15 protein-coding genes and 2 pseudogenes are annotated in these 22,075 nt (G+C 70.0%); 9 read left to right on the top strand and 8 right to left on the bottom strand.

The window, feature by feature from the left end:
• The first annotated feature begins 20 nt into the window (after positions 1 to 20).
• The 5 genes from ACJQWL_RS12010 (at position 21) to ACJQWL_RS11990 (ending at position 12,660) form a co-directional block, all read left to right on the top strand.
• Complete coding sequence (locus tag ACJQWL_RS12010; protein ID WP_411300920.1) at positions 21 to 476, top strand: GNAT family N-acetyltransferase; 456 nt, start codon at positions 21 to 23, stop codon at positions 474 to 476.
• A gap of 35 nt (positions 477 to 511) precedes the next feature.
• A complete protein-coding gene (locus ACJQWL_RS12005) occupies positions 512 to 2,197 on the top strand; it encodes an O-linked N-acetylglucosamine transferase, SPINDLY family protein (protein ID WP_411300924.1) in 1,686 nt (561 codons plus the stop codon).
• A 46-nt stretch (positions 2,198 to 2,243) separates the two neighbouring features.
• Positions 2,244 to 2,768 carry a molybdenum cofactor biosynthesis protein B gene (gene moaB, locus ACJQWL_RS12000; protein ID WP_330968774.1) on the top strand — a complete coding sequence of 175 codons (525 nt, stop codon included), beginning with the start codon at positions 2,244 to 2,246 and terminating at the stop codon, positions 2,766 to 2,768.
• A 35-nt stretch (positions 2,769 to 2,803) separates the two neighbouring features.
• Positions 2,804 to 3,583: a polyphosphate kinase 2 gene (ppk2, locus tag ACJQWL_RS11995; RefSeq protein WP_330968773.1), complete on the top strand. Its 780-nt coding sequence runs from the start codon at positions 2,804 to 2,806 to the stop codon at positions 3,581 to 3,583.
• Positions 3,584 to 3,810: 227 nt separating this feature from the next.
• Positions 3,811 to 12,660 (top strand): glycoside hydrolase family 94 protein, encoded by an 8,850-nt coding sequence (locus ACJQWL_RS11990; RefSeq protein WP_330968772.1) that lies wholly within the window; start codon positions 3,811 to 3,813, stop codon positions 12,658 to 12,660.
• Positions 12,661 to 12,684: 24 nt separating this feature from the next.
• On the opposite strand, the gene ACJQWL_RS11985 is transcribed toward ACJQWL_RS11990, so the two are convergent.
• The 3 genes from ACJQWL_RS11985 to ACJQWL_RS11975 are packed head-to-tail and all read right to left on the bottom strand — an operon-like array spanning position 12,685 to position 14,866.
• Positions 12,685 to 12,954 (bottom strand): acylphosphatase, encoded by a 270-nt coding sequence (locus tag ACJQWL_RS11985; protein ID WP_330968771.1) that lies wholly within the window; start codon positions 12,952 to 12,954, stop codon positions 12,685 to 12,687.
• Between the two features lie 5 nt (positions 12,955 to 12,959).
• Positions 12,960 to 13,595, bottom strand: coding sequence for a TlpA family protein disulfide reductase (locus ACJQWL_RS11980; protein ID WP_330968770.1), 636 nt, complete (start codon positions 13,593 to 13,595; stop codon positions 12,960 to 12,962).
• Positions 13,596 to 13,597: 2 nt separating this feature from the next.
• Positions 13,598 to 14,866, bottom strand: a complete 1,269-nt coding sequence (locus ACJQWL_RS11975) for a YihY family inner membrane protein (protein WP_330968769.1) — start codon at positions 14,864 to 14,866, stop codon at positions 13,598 to 13,600.
• 80 nt (positions 14,867 to 14,946) lie between these two features.
• Here ACJQWL_RS11975 and wrbA point away from each other — a divergent pair, with 80 nt between their 5' ends.
• From wrbA to ACJQWL_RS11960, 3 genes are all read left to right on the top strand, one after another.
• Positions 14,947 to 15,546, top strand: coding sequence for an NAD(P)H:quinone oxidoreductase (gene wrbA / locus ACJQWL_RS11970; protein ID WP_330968768.1), 600 nt, complete (start codon positions 14,947 to 14,949; stop codon positions 15,544 to 15,546).
• Positions 15,543 to 15,905: a DUF2069 domain-containing protein gene (locus ACJQWL_RS11965; RefSeq protein WP_411300919.1), complete on the top strand. Its 363-nt coding sequence runs from the start codon at positions 15,543 to 15,545 to the stop codon at positions 15,903 to 15,905. Before wrbA ends, ACJQWL_RS11965 begins: the two co-directional genes overlap by 4 nt.
• A gap of 66 nt (positions 15,906 to 15,971) precedes the next feature.
• Positions 15,972 to 16,460: an asparaginase domain-containing protein gene (locus tag ACJQWL_RS11960; RefSeq protein WP_330968766.1), complete on the top strand. Its 489-nt coding sequence runs from the start codon at positions 15,972 to 15,974 to the stop codon at positions 16,458 to 16,460.
• A gap of 187 nt (positions 16,461 to 16,647) precedes the next feature.
• Here ACJQWL_RS11960 and ACJQWL_RS11955 read toward each other — a convergent pair.
• From ACJQWL_RS11955 to sufT, 3 genes and pseudogenes are all read right to left on the bottom strand, one after another.
• Positions 16,648 to 16,878, bottom strand: a pseudogene (locus ACJQWL_RS11955) (proprotein convertase P-domain-containing protein); the annotation flags it as partial.
• 135 nt (positions 16,879 to 17,013) lie between these two features.
• Positions 17,014 to 18,717 (bottom strand): annotated as a pseudogene (locus tag ACJQWL_RS11950) (S8 family peptidase); the annotation flags it as partial.
• Between the two features lie 377 nt (positions 18,718 to 19,094).
• On the bottom strand, positions 19,095 to 19,646 hold the full coding sequence (gene sufT, locus ACJQWL_RS11945) for a putative Fe-S cluster assembly protein SufT (RefSeq protein ID WP_330968765.1): 552 nt from the start codon (positions 19,644 to 19,646) through the stop codon (positions 19,095 to 19,097).
• Positions 19,647 to 19,761: 115 nt separating this feature from the next.
• Here sufT and ACJQWL_RS11940 point away from each other — a divergent pair, with 115 nt between their 5' ends.
• Positions 19,762 to 20,202 carry a hypothetical protein gene (locus ACJQWL_RS11940; protein ID WP_330968764.1) on the top strand — a complete coding sequence of 147 codons (441 nt, stop codon included), beginning with the start codon at positions 19,762 to 19,764 and terminating at the stop codon, positions 20,200 to 20,202.
• Positions 20,203 to 20,220: 18 nt separating this feature from the next.
• Here ACJQWL_RS11940 and ACJQWL_RS11935 read toward each other — a convergent pair whose 3' ends face one another.
• On the bottom strand, positions 20,221 to 21,654 hold the full coding sequence (locus ACJQWL_RS11935; RefSeq protein ID WP_330968763.1) for an NAD(P)(+) transhydrogenase (Re/Si-specific) subunit beta: 1,434 nt from the start codon (positions 21,652 to 21,654) through the stop codon (positions 20,221 to 20,223).
• Entirely contained in the window at positions 21,651 to 21,962 is a 312-nt protein-coding gene (locus ACJQWL_RS11930; protein WP_330968781.1) for an NAD(P) transhydrogenase subunit alpha part 2, read from the bottom strand. The genes ACJQWL_RS11935 and ACJQWL_RS11930 overlap by 4 nt, the downstream gene beginning before the upstream one ends.
• Positions 21,963 to 22,075: the final 113 nt, after the last annotated feature.

Raw genomic sequence — 22,075 nt, 5'->3', positions numbered from 1 at the left:
ACGGCGTTTAAGCTGCGCGGATGGACACCACCGTACGCCGCGCCGGCCCCGGCGACCTTGACGCCCTCGCCCCGCTGTTCGACAGCTACCGCGCCTTCTACAACGGCGGGCCCGAGCCCGGGCCATCGCGTGATTTCATCGCCGCGCGGCTGGAGCGGGCCGACTCGGTGCTGCTGCTGGCCGAGGACGCCGGGGGCGCGCTCGGCTTCGCCCAGCTCTACCCCATGTTCTCGTCGGTGCGCGCGGCGCGGGTGTGGGTGCTCAACGACCTGTTCGTCTCGCCCCTCGCGCGCCGGCGCGGCGTTGCACGCGGGCTGTTGCAGGCCGCCGAGGCCGTGGGCCGCGCCGACGGGGCCATCCGGCTGGAGCTGGAAACCGACGCCGACAACCGCGCCGCGCAGGCCCTCTACCGGGCGATGGGCTGGACGCCGTTCGACGGCACGCGCCGGTTCCGCCGCGCGCTGGGTCGCGCGTGAGCGCGCGGTTGCCGCCCGGCGATCCGCGCTCCGACATGCGCGCGCGGCTGCAGCGCAACCCGGGCGACGCGATCGCATGGATCGTGCTGGCCGAGCACGAACTGGATGCCGGCGATGCGGCGGCCGGCGAGGCCGCATGCCAGCGGGCCCTGGCCCTGCAACCCGGCCATCCCGAAGCGCTGGCCCGGTTGGGACGCGCGCAGTGGATGCAGGGCCGGCGCGCGAAGGCCGCCGAGAGCCTGCGCCTGGCGGCGGCCAACGCGCCCGGCCATGCGGGGATCGCGGTCTGGCTCGGCCACGTGCTCGAGGACGTCGGCGAGGCCGAGGCCGCCGCCGACGCCTACGCGCGGGCGCATGCGCTGGCGCCGGACGAGCCGGCGATCGCGGCGTACCTGCTGGCCTGGCGGCGCAAGCTCTGCGACTGGCGCGAGCTGGACCGCCTGTCGGCGCAGGTGCGTGGGGCGGTGCGCGAGGGCGTTGCGGCGGTGGAGCCGTTCGCATTCCTCAGCGAGGATGCCCCCGCCGTCGAGCAGCTCCAGTGTGCGCGGCTGCGCGCGTCGGCGGTGGGCCGGCAGGTCCGCCCGATGCCGCCTGCGCCCGCACGGGCGCCGGGGCGCCTGCGCGTGGGCTTCCTGTCCAACGGGTTCGGCGCGCATCCCACCGGGCTGCTGACGGCGGCGCTGTTCGAGTCACTGCAAGCGCAAGGTGGGATCGAGTCACACCTGTTCGCGCTCAACCCCGACGACGGCAGCAGCATCCGCCGCCGGCTGCAATCGGCCACACGCCTGGTCGAGGTCGCCGCGCTGCCGCATGCGCGGGTGGCCGAAGCGATCCGCGCCGCCGGCATCGACGTGCTGGTGGACCTGCGCGGCTGGGGCGGCGGCGGCGCCCCCGAAGTGCTGGCCATGCGTCCAGCCCCCGTGCAGGTGAACTGGCTGGCGTACCCGGGCACCTCCGGGGCGCCATGGATCGACTGGGTGCTGGCAGATGACTTCGTGCTGCCCGCCGGGATGGAGCCTCACTTCAGCGAACGCGTCGCGCGCCTGCCGCGCTGCTTCCAACCTTCCGACACCGGGCGCGAACTGCCGCCGCCGGCAGCACGCGATGCGTGCGGCCTGCCGCCGGGCGGCGTGGTCCTGTGCTGCTTCAACAACAGCTACAAGCTCAACCCGGCCAGCTTCGATCGTGCGTTGGCGGTGCTGCGGCAGGTGCACGACAGCGTGCTGTGGCTGCTGTCGGGGCCCGGCCAGGCCGACAGCCGCCTGCGGGCGCATGCGCAGGACAACGGCATCGACGCCTCGCGCCTGGTGTTCATGGCCAAACAGCCACACGCGCAGTACCTGGCCCGCCTGCAACAGGCAGACCTGTTCCTGGACACCGGGCCCTACAACGCCCACACCACCGCGTCGGACGCGCTGTGGGCGGGGTGCCCGGTGCTGACCCGGCCCGGTGACACCTTTGCCGCTCGCGTGGCCGGCAGCCTCAACCACCACCTGGGCATGCCCTCCATGAACGTGGCCGACGATGCGCAGTTCGTGGCCCGCGCGGTGGCGTTGGCCGGCGACGCCGATGCATTGGCCGGCGCGCGCGCGGAACTGGCCGCGCGCCGTCGCGACAGCGGGCTGTTCGACATGGACGGCTTCGCACGGGATTTCTCGCAGGCCATCCATGCGATGGCCGCGCCACCGGCCGACGTGAGCTCAGGCGGGGATGCCGCCTGAAGCAGCCAACCCGGCAGCCGTGGGCCGGCGCCGTACACTGGGCGGCATGACTGCAGACCGCGATTTCATTTCCCTCGGGCTGTGCGTGCTGACGGTGTCCGACAGCCGCACCCTGGCCCAGGACAGTTCGGGCGATTACCTGGTGCAGGCGCTGGAGGCTGAAGGCCACCGGCTGGCCGGCCGCGCGCTCCTGCCCGACGACCGCTATGCATTGCGCGCGCAGGTGTCGCAGTGGATCGCCGACGCTGCCGTCGACGGCATCCTGGTGACCGGCGGCACCGGCTTCACCGGCCGCGACTCCACGCCCGAGGCGCTGCTGCCGCTGCTGGACAAGACCATGCCCGGCTTCGGCGAGCTGTTCCGGTCGATCAGTTTCGATGAGATCGGCACCTCCAGCCTGCAGTCGCGCGCATTCGCCGGGCTGGCCAACGGCACGTTCGTGTTCTGCCTGCCGGGTTCGAACTCGGCCTGCCGCACCGCCTGGGAGCGGATCATCCGCACCCAGCTGGACGCGCGCACGCGGCCATGCAACCTCGCCACGCTGCGTCCACGGCTGCGCGAGGCGTCCTGATCGCCGATGACGGGTGCTGACCGGATGCTGATGGAATGAAGAAGATCAAGAAGAAGGCCTACAAGGAGGCGCTCGAGCCCCTGCAGCTGGAGCTGGTGGCGATGGCGCGCTGGCTCAGGCACTGCGGCCGGCGCGTCGTGGTGGTGGTCGAGGGGCGCGACACCGCCGGCAAGGGCGGCGTGATCGATGCGATCGCCCACCGGCTCAATCCGCGCCAGTGCCACGTCATCGCCCTGCCCAAGCCCAGCGACCGCGAAAGCACGCAGTGGTACTTCCAGCGCTACGTGCCGTACCTGCCGGCGGCGGGCGAGATCGTGCTGTTCGACCGCAGCTGGTACAACCGCGCAGGCGTCGAGCAGGTGATGGACTACGCCACCGATCAGCAGGTCGCGGATTTCCTGGTGCAGGCGCCCCGGTTCGAGCAGCTGCTGGTCGACGACGGCGTGCTGCTGTTCAAGTACTGGCTGTGCTGCGACCAGGCCCGGCAGGAAGAGCGCTTCGCCGAACGCGCCGCGGATCCGCTCAAGCAGTGGAAGCTCTCGCCGGTGGACCTGCAGGCGCGGCTTCGCTACGACGACTACACCCGCGCCCGGGAAACCATGCTGGCCGCCACCCACACCCCGCACGCGCCCTGGACCCTGGTGGACTTCAATGACCAGAAGCGCGGCCGCCTGACCCTGATCCACGACCTGCTGCAACGCCTGCCCGACATGCAGGTTCCCGCCTCCATCGTGGACCTGGCACCGCTGCCGGGGCCGTTGCTCAAGGAGCAATACGACGTGCTCGAGCCGATCGACCCGTACCCGCAAGGCTAGCGCCCGGCCACCGGACGAGGCTGGAGGGACTCGACGCGCCCCGGCCGGAAAGCCACGCCCAAGGCCGGCCGCGGGGCCGATTCACGTCGCGGGTATTTCCGGAGTGCGAAGGTGACGCGCGCCGAACCGGCGCGGGCGACCCGCAGGCACTGTTGCAGATGACGAATAGGACGACGAGCTGGATTTCCGCTGGCAGCCGGCGATTGCTGCGTGGCTGGCGCAGGCACATGCGCTCGGCGTCCGACCCTTCGCCACGCCGCGCCGACCTCGAGAGCGAACCCCCGCTGCGTGCGCCGCTGTTCAGTGCCGAGCAGATGGGCCTGCACGGCAAGGCCCTGGCCAGTGCCCACCGGGTCCACGACAAGCCTGCGCCCGACCTCTTGCTGGAGCGGTTGCGCGACAACCAGCTGGTGCTCGACCGCGCTTGCGGCATGTTGACCGAGGCGGCCCTGGCCCATCGTGCGTTGACCCCGGCGGGCGAATGGCTGCTGGACAACATCTATCTGATCGAGGAGCAGGTCTCGATCGCGCGGCGCCACTTGCCCAAGGGCTACAGCCGGGAACTGCCGCGCCTGGTCGATGGCAACTCCGAGGGCCTGCCTCGCGTGTACGACATCGCCCTCAATGCGATCTCGCATGGCGACGGCCGCGTCGATGCCGAGAGCCTCAGCCGATTCGTGGCGGCCTACCAGACGGTGACACCGCTCAGACTGGGCGAGCTGTGGGCCATCCCGATCATGCTCCGGCTTGCGCTGATCGAGAACCTGCGCCGGGTCAGTGCACGGATCATCGCCGACCGCGTGGACCGCAACCTGGCGGACCTGTGGGCCGACCGCCTGACCGCGGTGGCCGAAACCGATCCCAAGTGCCTGGTGATGGTGGCCGCCGACATGGCGCGCTCCGATCCTCCGGTGGCCAGCGCGTTCGTCGCCGAGCTGGCGCGGCGGCTGCAGGGGCAGAGCTCCGCGCTGGCACTGCCGCTGACCTGGGTCGAGCAATGGCTGGGCGACCGCCACCTGAGCATCGAGCAGATGGTGCAGGCGGAGAACCAGCAGCAGGCCGCCGACCAGGTCTCGGTCAGCAACAGCATCGGCAGCCTGCGGTTCCTGGCGATGATGGACTGGCGCGAGTTCGTCGAGACCATGAGCGTGGTCGAGCGGACCCTGCTGCAGGATCCCAACGGCACCTACGGGGTGATGGACTTCGCCACCCGCGACAGCTATCGGCATGCCGCCGAGCAACTGGCGCGCCGGGGTGGCCTGCAGGAATCGGAGGTTGCCGAAGCGGCACTGGAGCTGGCCCGCACCGGCGCCCGCACCCACGGCACCGATGATATCGCCGCGCATGTCGGCTACTACCTCATCGACGACGGTCGCCCCGCGCTCGAGGACGCACTGTCGCCCCGCTACGGCGTTGGCGTGTCGATGCGCAAGACCGCGCGGCGCATCCCGCTGCTTGCGTACACCGCGCCGATCGCGCTGATCGTCACCTTCTTCACCCAGGGCCTCATCCTGCAGGCGCAACCCGCCGCCGGAGGGCTGGCCGTGCTCTGGGCAATCGGCGTGCTGTGCGTGATCGCCTTCAGCGAACTCGGCGTGGCGGTGGTCAACTGGGCCGCGACCCTGCTGGCGACGCCCCGGGCACTGCCCCGGCTTGACTACACCGATGGCATCCCGACCTCGGCGCGGACACTGGTGGTCGTGCCGACGATGCTGGGCAGCGTGCAGGGCGTACAGGAGCTTGCCGAGGCATTGGAAGTGCGGTTCCTGGCCAACCGCGACGGCAACCTGCACTTCGCCCTGCTCAGCGATTTCCTCGACGCCGACCAGCCAACGCTGCCCGGCGACGAGGCGCTGCTGGACGCCGCCCGGCGCGCCATCGAGTCGCTCAACACACGCTATGCCCGCGGACCGGAGGCGGGCGGTCGCGGCGACATCTTCTTCCTGTTCCATCGTGCGCGCGAGTGGAACGCCGGCGAGGCGAGCTGGATCGGGCCGGAGCGCAAGCGCGGGAAGCTGGCGGCACTGAACGCGATGCTCCGCTCGGGCGAGCGCGATGCGTTCTCGTGCATCGTCGGCAACACCGCGGCACTGGGCAACGTGCGCTACGTGATCACGCTCGACACCGACACCCAGCTGCCGCGCGATGCGGCGCGCGAGCTGGTGGGCACGCTGGCGCATCCACTCAACCAGGCCCGGTTCGATCCCGGGCGCGGCGTGGTCACCCGCGGCTACGGCATCCTGCAGCCGCGCGTGGGGATCAGCATGAGTGGCCAGGCGCGGTCGTGGTACGCGCGCCTGTACGGCAGCGAGCCGGGCATCGACCCTTACACGCGCGCCATCTCCGACGTGTACCAGGACCTCTTCAGCGAGGGGTCCTTCGTCGGCAAGGGTATCTACGACATCGACGCGTTCGACGCGGCGCTGGCGGGCACGCTGCCCGACAACCGCGTGCTCAGCCACGACCTGCTGGAGGGTTGCTACGCCCGCGCCGGCCTGGTCAGCGACGTGCAGCTCTACGAGGACCATCCCTCGCGCTATGCGGTCGACGTGAGGCGGCGCCACCGCTGGATACGCGGCGACTGGCAGCTGCTTCCGTGGATCTGGCCATGGGCGCGCCGGGCAGACGGCCGCCGGGTGCGCAACCCGCTGTCGATGCTGTCGCGCGGCAAGCTGGTCGACAACCTGCGCCGCAGCCTGGTGCCCGCGGCGATGACCGCATTGCTGGTGCTCGGCTGGCTGTTGCCCGTGGACGCGCTGCGATGGACGCTGTGGGTGCTGTCGATCCTGGTATTGCCGCCGTTGCTCGCATCGATGATCGACCTGGCCAACCGGCCACCGGACCTGCCGCTGCGCCCCCACCTGCACCAGGCCCTTGCGGCCACCGTCCACAACTTCGCCCGTGCCCCGCTGGCCCTGGCCTGCCTGCCGTTCGAAGCGCATTTCAGCCTCGACGCCATCGGCCGCACGCTGTGGCGCACGGCGGTTTCCAGGCGCCGCCTGCTGCAGTGGGCGCCGTCCAGCGAAGTGGAGCGCACGCTGGGCGACAGCCTGGCCGGGTCGCTGCGCACGATGTGGTTCGGCCCGGCCTTCGCGGTCGGCGTGGGCATGGCCATCGCGCTGGTGCAACCGGCCGCGTTGCCGGTCGCCCTGCCGGTACTGGCAGCGTGGCTGTCATCGCCCGTGCTGATGTGGTGGCTGGGCCGCCCGCGCGTCCGCCGGGACCCCCGCCTGTCGTCGGACCAGCTGCAGTTCCTGCGGCGGCTGTCGCGCCGCACCTGGGGGTTCTTCGAAAGCCACGTCACCGACGAGGACCATTGGCTGCCACCCGACAACGTGCAGGAGCACCCGTCGCTGGTGGTCGCCCGGCGCACCTCGCCGACCAACATCGGGCTTTCGCTGCTGGCGGACCTGTCGGCGTACGACTTCGGCTACGTGCCGCTGGGCACGCTGATGGAGCGCAACGCCAGCACGCTGCGCACGCTCGAATCCCTGCCCCGGCATCGTGGTCACTTCTACAACTGGTACGACACCGAGACGCTGGCGCCGCTGCCGCCGCGCTACATATCGACGGTCGACAGCGGCAACCTGGCCGGGCACCTGCTGACCCTGCGCCAGGGCCTGCTGGCCCTGCGCGATGCGCCGGTACTCGCGCCGGCCACGTGGCAGGGGCTGTACGACACCCTCGACGTGCTGCTGGAGTCGCGCGGCGGCACACCCGCGGATGGTGCGCTGGTGGCCTTGCGCAATGCCGTGCTTGCAGCGCGCGAGTCGCCGCCCTCCACGCTGCGCGACGCCTCCCTCCTGCTGACCACCCTGAGGGGCCTGGCCTACGACGTGGTCGAGGGTGGATCGCCGCCGTACGACATCGTGGTCGAAGACACGCCCGCCATGGACGACCCGCCACGCCCCAGGACCGACCCGCGCGCCGAGGCTGCCGCCGAAGCGGCCCACTGGGCGCGGGCGCTGCTGGTGCAGTGCATGGCGGTGCATGACGACCTGCTGTGGCTTTCGCCGTGGTTGACCGGGCCGGAGGACGAAGGTGCGGCGACGCACGTGGCCGGAATCCCCTCGCTCGGCCAGCTTGTCGACGCGGCGGGCACGGATGCCGATCCGGCCTCGGCGGCGTTCACGGCCGCGTCGCGCGCACGCGAGCGGATCACCGAACTCGAGCGCCTGGCCCATGTCGCCGGGCAGTTCGCGCAGCAGGACTACGACTTCCTCTACGACCCGGCGCGCCACTTGCTGGCGATCGGCTACAACGTCGATGAACAGCGCCGCGACCAGGGCTTCTACGACCTGCTGGCGTCGGAGGCCCGGCTGTGCAGTTTCGTCACCATTGCGCAGGGACGCCTGCCGCAGGAGAGCTGGTTCGCACTCGGGCGATTGCTGACCGAGGTGGATGGCGACGCGACGCTGCTGTCGTGGAGCGGCTCGATGTTCGAGTACCTGATGCCGCAGCTGGTGATGCCCAGCTACGAAGGCGCACTGCTCGACCAGACCTCGCGCAACAGCGTGCAGCGGCAGATCGACTACGGCCGCCAGCGGGACGTGCCGTGGGGCATCTCCGAGTCCGGCTACAACCTGGTCGACACCCGCATGAACTACCAGTACCGCGCCTTCGGCGTGCCGGGCCTGGGCCTGAAGCGGGGACTCGCGCAGGACCTGGTCATCGCGCCCTACGCCAGCATGATGGCGCTGATGGTCGCGCCTGAAGCCGCGTGCGAAAACCTGCAGCGCCTGACCGACGAGGGGTTCACCGGCCGATTCGGGCTCTACGAGGCGATCGACTACACCGCCGCCCGCCTGCCGCGCGGCCAGGACTACGCGGTGATCCGTTCATTCATGGTCCACCACCAGGGCATGGGCCTGCTGTCGCTGGCGTACCTGTTGTGCGACCAGCCGATGCAGCAGCGCTTCGTGGCCGATCCCGAGTTCCAGGCCACCCTGCTGCTGTTGCAGGAGCGCATCCCCCGCACCGGCGCGTTCCACCCGCATGCCGCGGAAGTGGCCGGCGCCTCGCCGCGGTCGGAGGTCGCCGAGACCGAGCTGCGGATCTTCCGCGGCACCGAACTGGCGCGCCCGGCGGTGCAGATCCTCTCCAACGGCCGCTACCACGTGATGGTCAGCAGCGCCGGTGGCGGCTACAGCCGTGTACGCGACATGGCCGTGACGCGTTGGCGCGAGGACGCGACCCGTGACCACTGGGGCAGCTTCTGCTTCCTGCGCGACGCCGCCAACGGCGACTTCTGGTCGACCACCCAGCAGCCCTGCATGGCCGCCATCGATGGCTGCGAGGCGATCTTCTCCGATGCCAAGGCCGAGTTCCGCGGCCGCCGGAACGGCTTCGAGACGCACACCGAGATCGCGGTTTCGCCCGAGGACGACATCGAGCTGCGGCGCCTGCGCATCACCAACCGGTCCGGTGCCACCCGCACCATCGAGGTCACCAGCTACGCCGAGGTGGTGCTGGCGCCAGCGATCTCCGATGAACTGCATCCGGCCTTCAGCAACCTGTTCGTGCAGACCGACCTGGTCCGCGGGAAGCAGGCCATCGTCTGCACGCGGCGCCCGCGGGGCCATGACGAAACGCCGCCGTGGATGTTCCACCTGCTGGCAGTGCACGACGCCCACATCGATGCCATTTCCTACGAGACCGATCGCGCCCGCTTCCTCGGTCGCGGCAACACGCTGCAGAACCCGGATGCCCTGACCATCGCGGGGGAACTTTCGGATTCCGAGGGATCCGTGCTCGACCCCATCGTATCGATCCGCGGGCGCATCACCCTGCTGCCCGGGCAGACCGCGACCGTCGACATGGTCACCGGCGTCGGCGCCATTCGCGAAGCCTGCACCGACCTCATCGACAAGTACCGCGACCGGCGGCTGGCCGACCGCGTGTTCGACCTGGCGTGGACCCACAGCCAGGTGGTGCGCCACCAGATCAACGCCAGCCAGCGCGACGCGCAGTTGTACGAGCGGATGGCCGGCCTGGTGCTGTACGCCGACCCCGCGCTGCGCGCCGATCCGGCGGTGCTGCTGCAGAACCGGCGTGGCCAGTCCGGGCTCTGGGGCCAGGCGATTTCGGGCGACTACCCGGTGGTCCTGCTGAAGATCGCCGACGCCGCCAACATCGAACTGGTGCGGCAGCTGGTGCAGGCCCACGCGTACTGGCGGCTCAAGGGCCTGGCGGTCGACCTGGTGATCTGGAACGAGGACCAGGCCGGTTACCGGCAGCAGCTGCAGGACCAGATCATGGGCCTGATCGCGGCCGGCATCGAAGCCCACGTGATCGATCGCCCCGGCGGCATCTTCGTGCGCCCGACCCAGCAGATTTCCCACGAGGACCGCGTGCTGGTGCAGACGGTGGCACGGGTGATCATCAGCGATGCGCGCGGCAGCCTGTCCGAGCAGATCGGCCGGCGCGCGCCGGTCGCGCCGCCGGTGCCCCTGCTGGAGCCGGCGCCGGTGCAACTGAGCCTGGTCGCCGAGGGGGCGCCGCTCACCCTGTCTGGACCGGCGGCGGGAGCCGGCGGGGATGCCCCGGCGTACGTACCCAGCGACCTTTCGCACGCCGGCGGAGACGACACGCAGGAGGACGCGGTACCGCCGGCCGAGGACCCATGGCCGTTCGACCCGGTGGCCGAGGGGCGCATCCTCGGCAACGGCCTAGGTGGCTTTTCGCCGGACGGCCGCGAATACATCATCGACCTCGCCGAGGGCCAGACCACGCCTGCGCCGTGGTCCAACGTCCTGGCCAACGCGCAGTTCGGCTGCGTGGTCAGCGAGAGCTCGCCCGGCTACACGTGGGCCGAGAACGCGCACGAGTTCCGGCTGACGCCCTGGCACAACGACCCGGTGAGCGACAGCGCCGGCGAAGCCTTCTACCTGCGCGACGAAGACTCCGGCAAGGTCTGGTCACCGATGCCGTTGCCGCGCCGCGGTACCGGCCATTACCGCACGCGCCATGGCTTCGGCTACAGCGTGTACGAGCATGTCGAGGACGGAATCGCCAGCGAGCTGTGGGTGTACGTGGACGTGGAACATGCGGTCAAGTTCAGCTTGCTCAAGCTGCGCAACCGCTCCGACCGCCCGCGCCGGTTGAGCGCCACCGGCTACGTCGAGTGGATCCTGGGCGACTTGCACGCCAAGACACAGATGCACGTGCTCACCGAGATAGACGGGGACAGCGGCGTATTGACCGCCCGCAATCCCTACAACACCGAATTCGAAGGCCGGGTCGCGTTCTTCGACATCGACCCGGGCGGCGGCGAGCGGAGCCTCACCGGCGACCGCGCCGAGTTCCTCGGCCGCAACGGCAACCTGCGACATCCGGCGGCACTGCTGCGCCAGCGCTTGTCGGGCAGGATCGGTGCGGGCCTGGACCCGTGCGCGGCGATCCAGGTGGGCATCGACCTTGATCCCGGGCAGGAGAGCGAAACCGTGTTCCGGCTCGGCATGGGCAGCGACTGGGGCGAGGCGGTGGCGCTGGCCCGTCGCACGCGTGGCCTGGACGCCGCCTACGATGCGCTGGACGCGGTCCGCCTGTACTGGCTGCGCACCCTGGGCACGATCCAGGTGGAAACGCCCGAACCCAGCGTGGACGTGCTGGCCAACGGCTGGCTGCTGTACCAGACCATCGGTTGCCGCTTCCTGGCGCGCAGCGGCTACTACCAGTCCGGCGGCGCGTTCGGTTTCCGCGACCAGCTGCAGGACACCATGGCGATGGTCCATGCCGAGCCCCAGCGAGCCCGGGCGCACCTGCTGCTCAGCGCCGCCCACCAGTTCCCGCAGGGCGACGTGCTGCACTGGTGGCACCCGCCGCAGGATCGTGGCGTGCGCACCCGCTGCTCCGACGACTACCTGTGGTTGCCGCTGGCGGCATGCCGCTACGTGGCTGCAACGGGCGACACCGGCGTGCTGGACGAGCCCGTTGCCTACATCGAGGGCCGGCCTGTCAATGCCGACGAGGAGTCGTACTACGACCTTCCCTTGCCCTCGACCCTGCGCGAGAGCCTGTACCAGCACTGCGTCAGGTCACTGCGGCGCGGGCTGGAGCTCCTGGGCGAGCGTGGCCTGCCGCTGATCGCCACCGGCGACTGGAACGACGGCATGAACCGGGTCGGCGAGCGCGGCCAGGGCGAGAGCGTCTGGCTGGGCTTCTTCCTGTTCGACGCGCTGACGCGATTCAGCGCGTTGGCGCGATCGCGCGGTGACCGCGCCTTCGCCGAACACTGCCTGACCGCGGCGGATTCGCTTCGAGCGAACCTGGAGAAGCATGCCTGGGATGGCGCCTGGTACCGGCGGGCGTGGTTCGACAATGGCGCGCCGCTGGGGTCGACCGAGAGCGACGAGTGCCGGATCGACTCGATCGCACAGAGCTGGTCGGTGCTGTCGGGCGCCGGCGATCGCGACCGCACGCGCCAGGCGATGGCCTCGCTCGACCAGCACCTGGTTCGTCGCGATGCGGGCCTGGTCCAGCTGCTGGACCCGCCGTTCGACAAGACCCCGCAGGACCCGGGCTACATCCGCGGCTACGTGCCGGGCGTGCGCGAGAACGGCGGCCAGTACACCCATGCCGCCATCTGGGCAACGATGGCCTTCGCGCACATGGGCGACAGCGCGCGCGCATGGGACCTGCTGCGGATGATCAATCCGGTCAACCACGGCAGCGACCCGGAAAGCACGGCCACCTACAAGGTCGAGCCGTATGTCGTGGCCGCTGATGTCTACGCCGTGGCGCCACACGTCGGCCGCGGCGGCTGGACCTGGTACACCGGTTCGGCCGGCTGGATGTATCGGCTCATGGTCGAATCGCTGCTGGGGCTGCAACGCGAGGGCGACACCCTGCGGCTGGCACCCTGCATCCCCCACGACTGGCCGGAGTACCGGCTGCGCTATCGCTTCAGGGACACCGTGTACCGGATCCACGTGCGGCAGGTCGATGCCGGGGAGGCGCCACGCCTGGCGGTGGACGGCGAACAACAGCCGGGCATGGCGATCCCGTTGCAGGATGACCGGGCGGTGCATGCGGTGGATGCCTGGGTGGCGCGGCCACCCGGGCAGGCACCCCGCTAGGTGGCGTCGCGCCTGCCGGGCAAGTCAGCCGATCAGGAAACCCGGCGGCGCGGATCCGCCATCGGCCTGGCCCCGCCGCAGTCCATCGACCCGCGCCTGCGGTGGGCCGCGTCCGAGCCAGTCGGCCAACGCGTCTATTGCCGCGGGCTCGCCCACCGCAAGCACCTCCACGGTGCCGTCGGCCAGGTTGCGTGCGTGCCCGCGCAGGCCCAGGGCGATCGCCTGCTCGCGCGTGGAGGCGCGGAACCACACCCCCTGGACCTTGCCACTGACGATGAAGCGGGCCGCGCTCACCGGGATTACGCCGGGGGCGGGTCCGCGGCATCGCCGGGGCCGGCCGCCGGTCCACCGGCCGCGGCGATGGCGGCCTCCAGCTCGTGCGCGGTGACCGGCCCGAGGAAGCGGTCGGCAACCCGGCCGTCCGGTGCGATCAGGTAGGTCATCGGCAAGCCGCGCGGTGTCTCGAAGTCCTCGGGCGGTGCGGTCACGTCGAGGATCGCGATCGGGTACACCACGGGGTGCTTTTCAAGGAACGCCCGCATGGCGGCCTCGTCGATCTCCTCATACGCCAGGCCGACCACCTCGATGTGTTCGTTCATCGCATCCAGCGCCGACAGCTCGGGCATTTCCTTCAGGCACGGCGCGCACCACGTGGCCCAGAAATTGACCACCACCCACTTGCCACGGTGGTCGGCGAGGTCGTAGGTCGCGCCGCCCAGCGTCGGCAACGACAGACGCGGCGTGACCGGTTCGCTGGGGGTGGTGTCGCCAGCCGGGGGGGCATCGGCCTCCGTCGCTTCAGCCGTTGCCTTAGCCGCCGCGTCGTCGGTTGCCGTGGGGCCGGGCGCGTCGCCGCCCCGGTCGCAGGCGGCGAGGGCGAACGCCAGCAGGAAGGTAAAGGCAGGTCGGGCAACAGCCCGGGTGCGGAGCGGCATCGTCATTCCCCTTCATTGGCGTGGATGGTGCCCACGCGTCGTTTGAGCAGCGCGCGCAGCGGGATGCGCAGTTCGTCCAGCGCCTCGATCGCCGCGCGGCCCAGCGGGTCGTCGCGGCAGGGCAGGTGCGCCTCCGCCACCGGCACACGCAGCTGGCACGCCTCGTACAGCTCGGCCATGGTCAGTTCGTCCAGGTCGCGCGAGAGCAGCCATTGCCCGTCCTCGGCCCGGCGCACCACGTCTATTTCCTCCAGCTGGGCCAGCATGTCCTGCACCAGGGCATCGGTGAGGATCGGCTCCATCTGCTGGATGCGGTCGGTGTGCAGCCCCTGCCCCGTGCGCCGCGCCTCGCGGAACCGCGCAAGCAGGCGCAACAGGCCGTACATCTCGTAACCCAGCGGCAGCCGCATGTTGATCGGCTGGTATCGGAAGGCCGACATCGCCGAGGCCATCGATGCGCCCAACAACACCGCCACCCAGCTCAGGAACACCCACAACAGGAAGATCGGCACGAACGCCAGGCCCCCATAGATCCGCGAGTAGTTGCCGAACGTGCCCAGGTACATGCCCAAGGCCCACTTGACGAGTTCGAACAGCACCGTGGCCAGCAGCGCGCCCACCAGGGCATGCCGCCACTTGACCGTGCGGTGCGGCACGACACGGTAGATCGCAGCGAACGCCAGCCATTCCAGCACCATCGGCGTGAGCCGCAGCACGGTGCTCTCCAGCATGTCGCCGACCTGGGTTTCGAACACGGCCATTGCGAAGAACCGTGCCGACACCGCCAGGCTGGCCGCGGCAATCAATGCACCCAGCGTCAGCACCGTCCAGTACACCAGGAAGCGGCCGAGCCGGGGCCGTGCGGCCTTGACCCGCCAGATGCGGTTGAAGGTGGTTTCCACCCCGTTGAGGGTGATCAGCAGGGAGACCAGAAGCGCGATGACGCCGGCGGCGGTCAGCTTGTCCGCGTTGGCGGAGAACTGCTTGAGCACGCCCTCCACCGACCGCGCCGAGGTGGGCACGAAGTTGGAGAAGATGTAGTCGCTGAGGCGGTCGCTCCAGTCGGCGAAACCGGGGAACGCCGCGAGCACGCCGAACACCACCATCGACAGCGGCACCAGCGCGAACACCGTGGTGTACGACAGCGCACCGGCGGCCTGGAACAGGTTGTCGTCCAGCACGCGGCGCGCGACGAACCGGTAGAACGTGCTCAGCCGTGCCCGGTCGCGCAGCCGGTCACGCAGGGATTCAATGCTGTAGCGGCCTGTCATCGCGCCGAGGTTAACCGATCGCTCCACCGCGTACCGTCGTCAGCGGACGGTATCCTTGCCGGCCCAATGCGGAGGTCGTCATGGCCGATACGGTCGAGGTCCTGGTGCTCTATTACAGCCGCGGTGGCTCGGTGGCGCGGCTGGCACGCCAGGTCGCCCGCGGCGTCGGCGAGGTCTCCGGCGCGACCGCGCGGCTGCGCAGCGTGCCGCCGGTGGCCGCCGTCACCCAGTCGGCCGCTCCCCCGGTGCCCGAAGACGGGGCGCCCTACGTGGAGCCGCGCGACCTGGACGAGTGCGCCGGCCTGCTGCTCGGCAGCCCGACCCGGTTCGGCAACATGGCCGCACCGCTCAAGCACTGGCTCGATGGCCTGGGGGCGCAATGGGCCAGCGGTACGCTGGTGGGCAAGCCCGCCGGCGTGTTCACCTCGACGGCGAGCCAGCACGGCGGGCAGGAGGCCACGCTGCTGGGCATGCACGTGCCGTTGCTGCACCACGGCTGCGTGATCGTCGGCATCCCCTACACCGAGGCCGCGTTGCACCGCACCCGGGGCGGCGGCACTCCCTATGGCGCCAGCCACGTCGCCGGCGCCGAGGACGACCCGCAGCCCACCGACGACGAGGCGGAACTGGCGCGCGCGCTGGGCCGCCGGGTGGCCCGGCTTGCGATGCAGCTGGCATGACGGGCCCGGCAACCGGTTCACCCCATCGTGGTGCACGCGTGGCGCTGGTCGTCGCGCTGCTGGCGCTGGCGGGGTTGTACCTGGCCTGGTTCGCGCTGCATGACGCCCGTGTCTCCGTGCTCGCGTTCACTGCGTTGCCGCCGTTGCTGCTGGCGGTCGGGGTGGCAGTGGGACTGCGTACCGCCGGATTCATGGCCGCGGTGCTGGCCCTTGCGTGGTTCAGCCACGGCGTGATGGTGGCCTGGTCCAGCCCCGACGCGCGCCTGTTGGCGCTGCTGGAAACCGTGTTGGCTGTAGTGATCGTTTTCGCGGCGAGCTGGCCGGGCCTGGCCGCGCGCTTCGGCCGCAAAAGGGGTTGATCCACCGCGCCGCCGGGGTCACGGGCCTATAATCCACGCCCCATTCGCACCCCGCCGCCCGACCCCATGGACCAGCTCTGCATCGTCACCACCGGCGGCACGATCGACAAGATCTACTTCGACGACAAGTCGGATTTCCAGGTCGGGGCGCCACAGATCGGCCGCATCCTGGACGAGCTCGGGGTGGCATTCCGCTACGACGTGATCCCGATCCTTCGCAAGGACTCGCTGCACCTGGACGATGCGGACCGCGAGCTGTTGCGCGCCACCATCGCCGCGCAAGCGACGCGCCACGTGCTGGTGACCCATGGCACCGACAGCATGGTCGAGACCGCCAAGGTGCTGGCGGCGATCCCGGGCAAGACCATCGTGCTGACCGGTGCGCTCAACCCGGCCCGGTTCCGCGGCTCCGACGCGGAGTTCAACATCGGTACCGCGGTCGGTGCGGTGCAGTCGCTCCCGGCCGGCGTGTACATCGCCATGAACGGTCGCATCTGGGACCCCGCCCGGGTCCGCAAGAACGTCGACGCCAACCGGTTCGAAGCCCTGGGCTGACCTCCCGCCCGCAGGCGCAGCGCCAGCCGCACCCCGGGGACCTCGTCGGCCGAAGCGCGCTTGCGGCAGCGGCTTCTTCGAGCGGCCTCGCATTCGCCTTCGTCACATAAAAGAAGACCCCGGCCGAAGCCGGGGTCCAAGATGTCGCAATGACTCGGATAGAGTCCGTTCGATCTTCAGACCACGATCAGAACGTGATGCTCCAGCTGTTGATGTAGCCGGTATCGCCGCGGTAGTTGTCGTTCACGCGCAGCTTCCAGGTGCCGTTGAGGGCTTCGCTGGACAGGTTGAGCGTGGCGGTACCGATGACGTTGTCGGCGCTGCCCCCGGAGCGGTTGTGGATGTTGTAGACCGAGCCATCCGGCGCGACCACGTCCACCCGCAGGTCACCCTTGTAGGTGTGGCGGATGTCCACGGCCACCGGCACGCTGCTGGGGGCATTGCCGCTGCGGCCCGACACCGAGATGGGGCTTTCCACGGTGGCGTTGTCATAGATCGAGTAGTTGCCGCTGTTGGTATAGGTCTGCGGCTCGCCACCGCCACTGCTGGTGTCGTAGTTGCCGACCAGGCTGACGCCGGAGAAGGTCGAGTAGGCCTTCACCCGGACGTGGTAGGTACCCGCGCTGGGTGCTGCGATGGTGCAGGTCTCGTTGTTGCCGTTGAGGTACGGACGGCAGGTGTAGGTGGTATCGGTCGGTGCGCTGCCGAAGCGGACGTAGAGATCCGCATCACCGGTGCCACCGGACATGTTGAACGTCAGGTTGCTGGCGCCCGACGGCACGGCCATCGTGAAGTTGAGCGAGTTGCCGGTGCTGGCGGCCAGGCCCGTCTTGGCAACGCCCTTGGTCAACACGCTGTCGCCGGGGACGGGATCCGGATCCGTTCCACCACCCGACACGGCATCCACCGCCGCCTTGGCGTTGATGATGCCCGCGCCGCAGCCGCCCGAGCAGCTGCCCGGCAGTGCACGTGCGGTGTCCTTCAGGACCTGCTCGACCTGCGCCGGGGTTAGCGGCGACGATGCAGCGGCCTGCATCAGCGCCACCACGCCCGCCACGTGCGGCGCGGCCATGGAGGTGCCGTTGTAGCTGGCATAGCTTTCCGAACCCGGCGTGGTGCTGCCGCTGTTGAGGGTGGACTGGATGTTCACGCCCGGGGCGGACACGTCGATGAGCGTGCCGTAGTTGGAGAAGCTGGCGCGCGAGCCGTTGATGTCGGTGGCGGCCACGGAGATCACGCCGTTGCAGTTACCGGGGGTGAAGCCCGATACGTTGGCGTTGCTGTTGCCGGCGGCGACGACCACGGTCGTGCCACGCGCGATGGCGCCATTGATGGCGTTCTGCGTGGTGGAACCGCACGAACCGCTGCCGCCCAGGCTCATGTTGATCACTTCGGCCGGGGTGGCATTGGCGGGCGCGCCGCTGACGCTGCCGCCCGACGCCCAGGTGATGCCGTCGGCGATGTCGGAGGTGTAACCGCCCCCCCTGCCCAGCACGCGCACGTGCTGCACCTTGGCACCGAACGCGGTGCCGGCGACGCCGTTGTTGTTGTTGGTCAGGGCCGCGACGGTGCCGGCCACGTGGGTGCCGTGCCAGCTGGAGTTCTGGCCACCGGAGTAGTCGCCGGGATCAGCCGGGTTGCTGTCACGGCCGTTGCCGTCGCCACCCACGGTGGCGTCGCTGATCATGTCGTAGCCGGCGATGGTGTTGCCGTTGAGGTCGCTGTGGCTGGTGCTGCCGGTGTCGAGCACGGCGACCACGATGCCCTGGCCGGTGCTCACGTCCCACGCCTGGTCGGCACGGATGCCGCCGGTGGCGTTGAAGTAGCCCCACTGCTGGCTGTAGCGCGGGTCGTTGGGCGTCAACAGCGGCTGCAGCAGCTGGTCGACCTCGACGTACTCGACGTTCGGATCGGCGGCCAGCTGGCGCATCAGCGTGGCGGCCTCGACGCGGTCGAGCTTGCGATTGGTGGTGACGACGTCGGCACCGGTGGAGATGCGGCGCAGGCGCTGCAGGCCCAGGGCCTTGCCGCCGCGCGCGGCGGTGGCGGCGCGGTTGAGCGCGGTCTTCAACGAAGCGGCGCTCGTCTGCGGCGCGCTGCCGGGACGGTACTTGACGATGAAACGGTCGTGGGTGGGCGCCGATTGCAGGCCGGCCATGTTGACCCGGTCGGCGGCAAAGGCCGTAGACGAGGCGAGAGCGAGCGTAGTGGCAGCGACCAGCGCGCGTACGCGCAGGCCCGAGTAGTGCTGAGACATCAGTGAAACCCCCGAAGACTTTCGTGATGTGTGCCGCAAAATGCGACGAAACCGCCATGGACTGAACCGGCTCTTCGGCCGGCGGCATGGCGGCATGGCCTGACGCTGAACGTCAGAACATTGACGCTACGTGACCGTTTACGTGAAGTTCAAGTTGCAGGCGCAGCAATTTCACGCTTCAAAGTGCGACCCACATCACATATCCCGCGATCGCCCTGCCAAAAGTCATGATCCGGCCACGCAAGTGCGGCACCGGGCACACGGCACGCCGCTTGCAGACGGCGCCCGCGCACGGGCCTCGCACGAACGCGACCAGACGGCAGATTCAGGGATTTCGACGAGGCGTGGCGGTGAACGGGCCGGGGCGGTAGCCGTCGTCAGAGCATGCCCGTCTCGAGCCGCGCCACTTCAGACATCATCGTGCGGTTCCACGGCGGGTCGAAGACCAGCTCCACGTCGGCCTCGGCGACGGTGGGGATCATCTCCAGCTTGCTGCGGACGTCATCGACCAGGATGTCGCCCATGCCGCACGCCGGCGCGGTCAGGGTCATCTTGACCTCGATCATCCGCTGGCCGGCATCGGCAGGCAGCAGGTGGACCTCGTAGATCAGCCCCAGGTCGACGATGTTGACCGGGATCTCCGGATCGAAGCAGGTCCGCAACTGCTTCCACACCAGTTGCTCGACGGCCTCGTCGTCCGCGCCTTCCGGCAGTCGCAACGGTTCGGGGGGCTCCTTGCCCAGCGCGTCGGCATCGGACCCGGCGATGCGGAACAGGTTGCCTTCCACGAAGACGGTGTAGCTGCCTCCCAACGCCTGGGTGATGTAGCCCACGCTGCCCGCGGGCAGGTTGACCTCGTCCCCCTGGGGGACGAGGACGGCGGGGCAATCGCGTTCGAAGCGGACGGGTTCGCTGCTGCGGGAATACATGCCGGATCAGTTCAGGGTGCCGGAGGCTGGCACGAGACCTGCCATTGTACCGGCGCGGCCGGGGCCGGGCCGGCTATCCTGTCGGGCTGCCACCTTCTGCGAGTCGCCTCCACCCATGCCCGCCTCCCTCACCCGATCCACCGGCACCCGCCGCCCCAAGCACGGCGTGGGCGGTATGTCGTGGGCGCTGCTGGCGGTGGCGGTGTTCGGCTTTGCCGCGGTCTGGGTACTGCTGGGTAGCTACAGCGGCCGCCAGTACAGCTGGATGGCCCTGCTGGCGGCGCTGGACGTGGCCTGGGTGCTGCGTCTTGGTGGCTGGCGCCCGGGCGTCGGCCGGCTCGCCCTGGGCGTTACCGGCACCGGGCTGGCGATCGTCGTCGCCAACTGGTGGCTGATCGCGGCGCACCTGGGCGCGATGCTCGGCCTGCAGCCGTGGGAGTCGGCGTCCAAGCTGGGCCACAACCTCGCCTGGACGCTGGCCCAGCTCGCCAACGGGACCGCGGACCTGGCGTGGATTGCCGCGGCGTTGGTGCTGGCCGCGGTGGCTTCGCGTTGAGCCGGGGCGGGCCCGGCTTCAGTGCCCGCCGTCCAGCGCCTTGAGCTCACTCACCAGCGCAGCGGCCATCTCGGCTCCGTCGCCGTATAGCATCCGGGTGTTGTCGGCATAGAACAGCGCGTTCTCGATGCCGGCGAACCCGGTGCCCTTGCCGCGCTTGATGACGATGGTGTTGCGCGAATCGACAACGTCCAGGATCGGCATCCCGTAGATCGGGCTGGCCGGATCGGTCTTGGCCACCGGGTTGACCACGTCGTTGGCGCCGATCACAAGCGAGACATCGGTGGTGGCGAACTCCGGGTTGATGTCGTCCATGTCGGCGATGAGGTCGTAGGGCACTCCGGCCTCGGCGAGAAGTACGTTCATGTGCCCGGGCATGCGACCGGCGACCGGGTGGATCGCGAACTTCACCTTGACCCCGCGCTCGACCAGGCGCTGGGTCAGCTCCCATATCTTGTGTTGTGCCTGGGCCACGGCCAGGCCGTAGCCGGGGACGATCACCACCCGCTCGGCATAGGCCATCATCGCCGCGACATCGGCCGCATCGATCGAGCGCTGGCTGCCCGCGATCTCCTGGGCCGTACCGCCACCGCCGAAATTCGAGAACAGGACGCTGTGCACCGAGCGGTTCATCGCCTTGGCCATCAACCGCGTCAGCAGCATGCCCGCCGCCCCGACCATGGTGCCGGCGATGATCAGTGCCGGGTTGCCCAGCACGTAGCCTTCGAAGGCCACCGCAAGGCCGGTCAGCGCGTTGTACAGCGAGATCACCACGGGCATGTCGGCGCCGCCGATCGGCAGTGTCATCAGCACGCCCAGCGCCAGCGCCAGGGCGAAGAACACGATGATCGCGGTCAGGTCCAGGCTCTGTACGGCAATGCCGCCGGCCACCACCATCGCCACCAGCACCGCGGCGTTGAACAACTGCTGCGCCGGGAACACCACCCGCCGGTCGAGCCGACCGTCCAGCTTGGCCCATGCCACCACCGAGCCCGAAAGCGCCACCGCACCGATCGCCCCGCCCAGCACGGCCAGGACCACCGTCACCATCGAAGGCGGGGCGGCATCCAGCGATGCCTGCAGCCCGCGCAGGGTGCCGTCGTCCTGCCGGGCGGCAGACCAGCGCAGCAACTCGACCGCGCCGATCGCCGCCGCCGAGCCGCCGCCCATGCCGTTGTAGAGCGCGACCATCTGCGGCATGTCGGTGATCGCCACGCGCTTGCCCGACACCCAGGCCAGCACCGTGCCCAGCACCAGCGCGATGACGATCAACTCCAGGTTGTGCAGACCGGGCAGGAAGAAGGTGGCGGCAGTGGCGATCAACATTCCCCAGCCCGCCCACTGGATGCCGCTGCGCGCGGTGGCCGGCGAGGCCATGCGCTGCAGGCCGAGCAGGAACAGGGTCGCCGCGACCAGGTAGCTGGCGCCCGCCAGCAGCGCGGGGACGCTCATGGCTGGTCCCCGGGGCGCGGGGCGGGTTTGCGGCTGGACTTGAACATCTCGAGCATCCGCTCGGTCACCACGTAGCCGCCGGCAGCGTTGCCCGCGCCCAGCAGCACGGCGATGAAGCCGACCACCTTCTCGGCGGTCGTGTCGGCATGGCCGAGCACCACCATCGCGCCGACCAGCACGATCCCGTGGATGAAGTTGGACCCCGACATCAGCGGCGTATGCAGGATCACCGGCACCCGCGAAATGATCACGTGGCCGGCCACCCCGGCCAGCATGAAGATGTAAAGCGCATCCAGGCCGTCGATCATCTTGCCTCCGTGGGAACGCGGCATGCGCAGGGTGCCGCGGCGCATGGCGGCATCATAACCGGCGCCTGAATGGTGCCGACAGCCGGTCAACGCCGGGCGGCCGCCGGCGTTCT

Source organism: Novilysobacter viscosus, from assembly GCF_046600715.1.
In the GTDB taxonomy this organism is placed as follows: Bacteria; Pseudomonadota; Gammaproteobacteria; order Xanthomonadales; family Xanthomonadaceae; genus Lysobacter_C; species Lysobacter_C viscosus.
This window is presented reverse-complemented; position numbering and strand designations above follow the sequence as displayed.

What these genes read in the sequence shown, in the direction of transcription:
- ACJQWL_RS11975 (WP_330968769.1), bottom strand. Translation starts at nt 14,866, where the DNA reads ATGACAGGCCGCTACAGCATTGAATCCCTGCGTGACCGGCTGCGCGAC.
- ACJQWL_RS11930 (WP_330968781.1), bottom strand. Translation starts at nt 21,962, where the DNA reads ATGATCGACGGCCTGGATGCGCTTTACATCTTCATGCTGGCCGGGGTG.
- wrbA (WP_330968768.1), top strand. Translation starts at nt 14,947, where the DNA reads ATGGCCGATACGGTCGAGGTCCTGGTGCTCTATTACAGCCGCGGTGGC.
- ACJQWL_RS11940 (WP_330968764.1), top strand. Translation starts at nt 19,762, where the DNA reads ATGCCCGCCTCCCTCACCCGATCCACCGGCACCCGCCGCCCCAAGCAC.
- ACJQWL_RS11980 (WP_330968770.1), bottom strand. Translation starts at nt 13,595, where the DNA reads ATGCCGCTCCGCACCCGGGCTGTTGCCCGACCTGCCTTTACCTTCCTG.
- ACJQWL_RS12010 (WP_411300920.1), top strand. Translation starts at nt 21, where the DNA reads ATGGACACCACCGTACGCCGCGCCGGCCCCGGCGACCTTGACGCCCTC.
- moaB (WP_330968774.1), top strand. Translation starts at nt 2,244, where the DNA reads ATGACTGCAGACCGCGATTTCATTTCCCTCGGGCTGTGCGTGCTGACG.
- ACJQWL_RS11935 (WP_330968763.1), bottom strand. Translation starts at nt 21,654, where the DNA reads ATGAGCGTCCCCGCGCTGCTGGCGGGCGCCAGCTACCTGGTCGCGGCG.
- ACJQWL_RS11990 (WP_330968772.1), top strand. Translation starts at nt 3,811, where the DNA reads ATGCGCTCGGCGTCCGACCCTTCGCCACGCCGCGCCGACCTCGAGAGC.
- ACJQWL_RS11965 (WP_411300919.1), top strand. Translation starts at nt 15,543, where the DNA reads ATGACGGGCCCGGCAACCGGTTCACCCCATCGTGGTGCACGCGTGGCG.
- sufT (WP_330968765.1), bottom strand. Translation starts at nt 19,646, where the DNA reads ATGTATTCCCGCAGCAGCGAACCCGTCCGCTTCGAACGCGATTGCCCC.
- ACJQWL_RS12005 (WP_411300924.1), top strand. Translation starts at nt 512, where the DNA reads ATGCGCGCGCGGCTGCAGCGCAACCCGGGCGACGCGATCGCATGGATC.
- ACJQWL_RS11960 (WP_330968766.1), top strand. Translation starts at nt 15,972, where the DNA reads ATGGACCAGCTCTGCATCGTCACCACCGGCGGCACGATCGACAAGATC.
- ppk2 (WP_330968773.1), top strand. Translation starts at nt 2,804, where the DNA reads ATGAAGAAGATCAAGAAGAAGGCCTACAAGGAGGCGCTCGAGCCCCTG.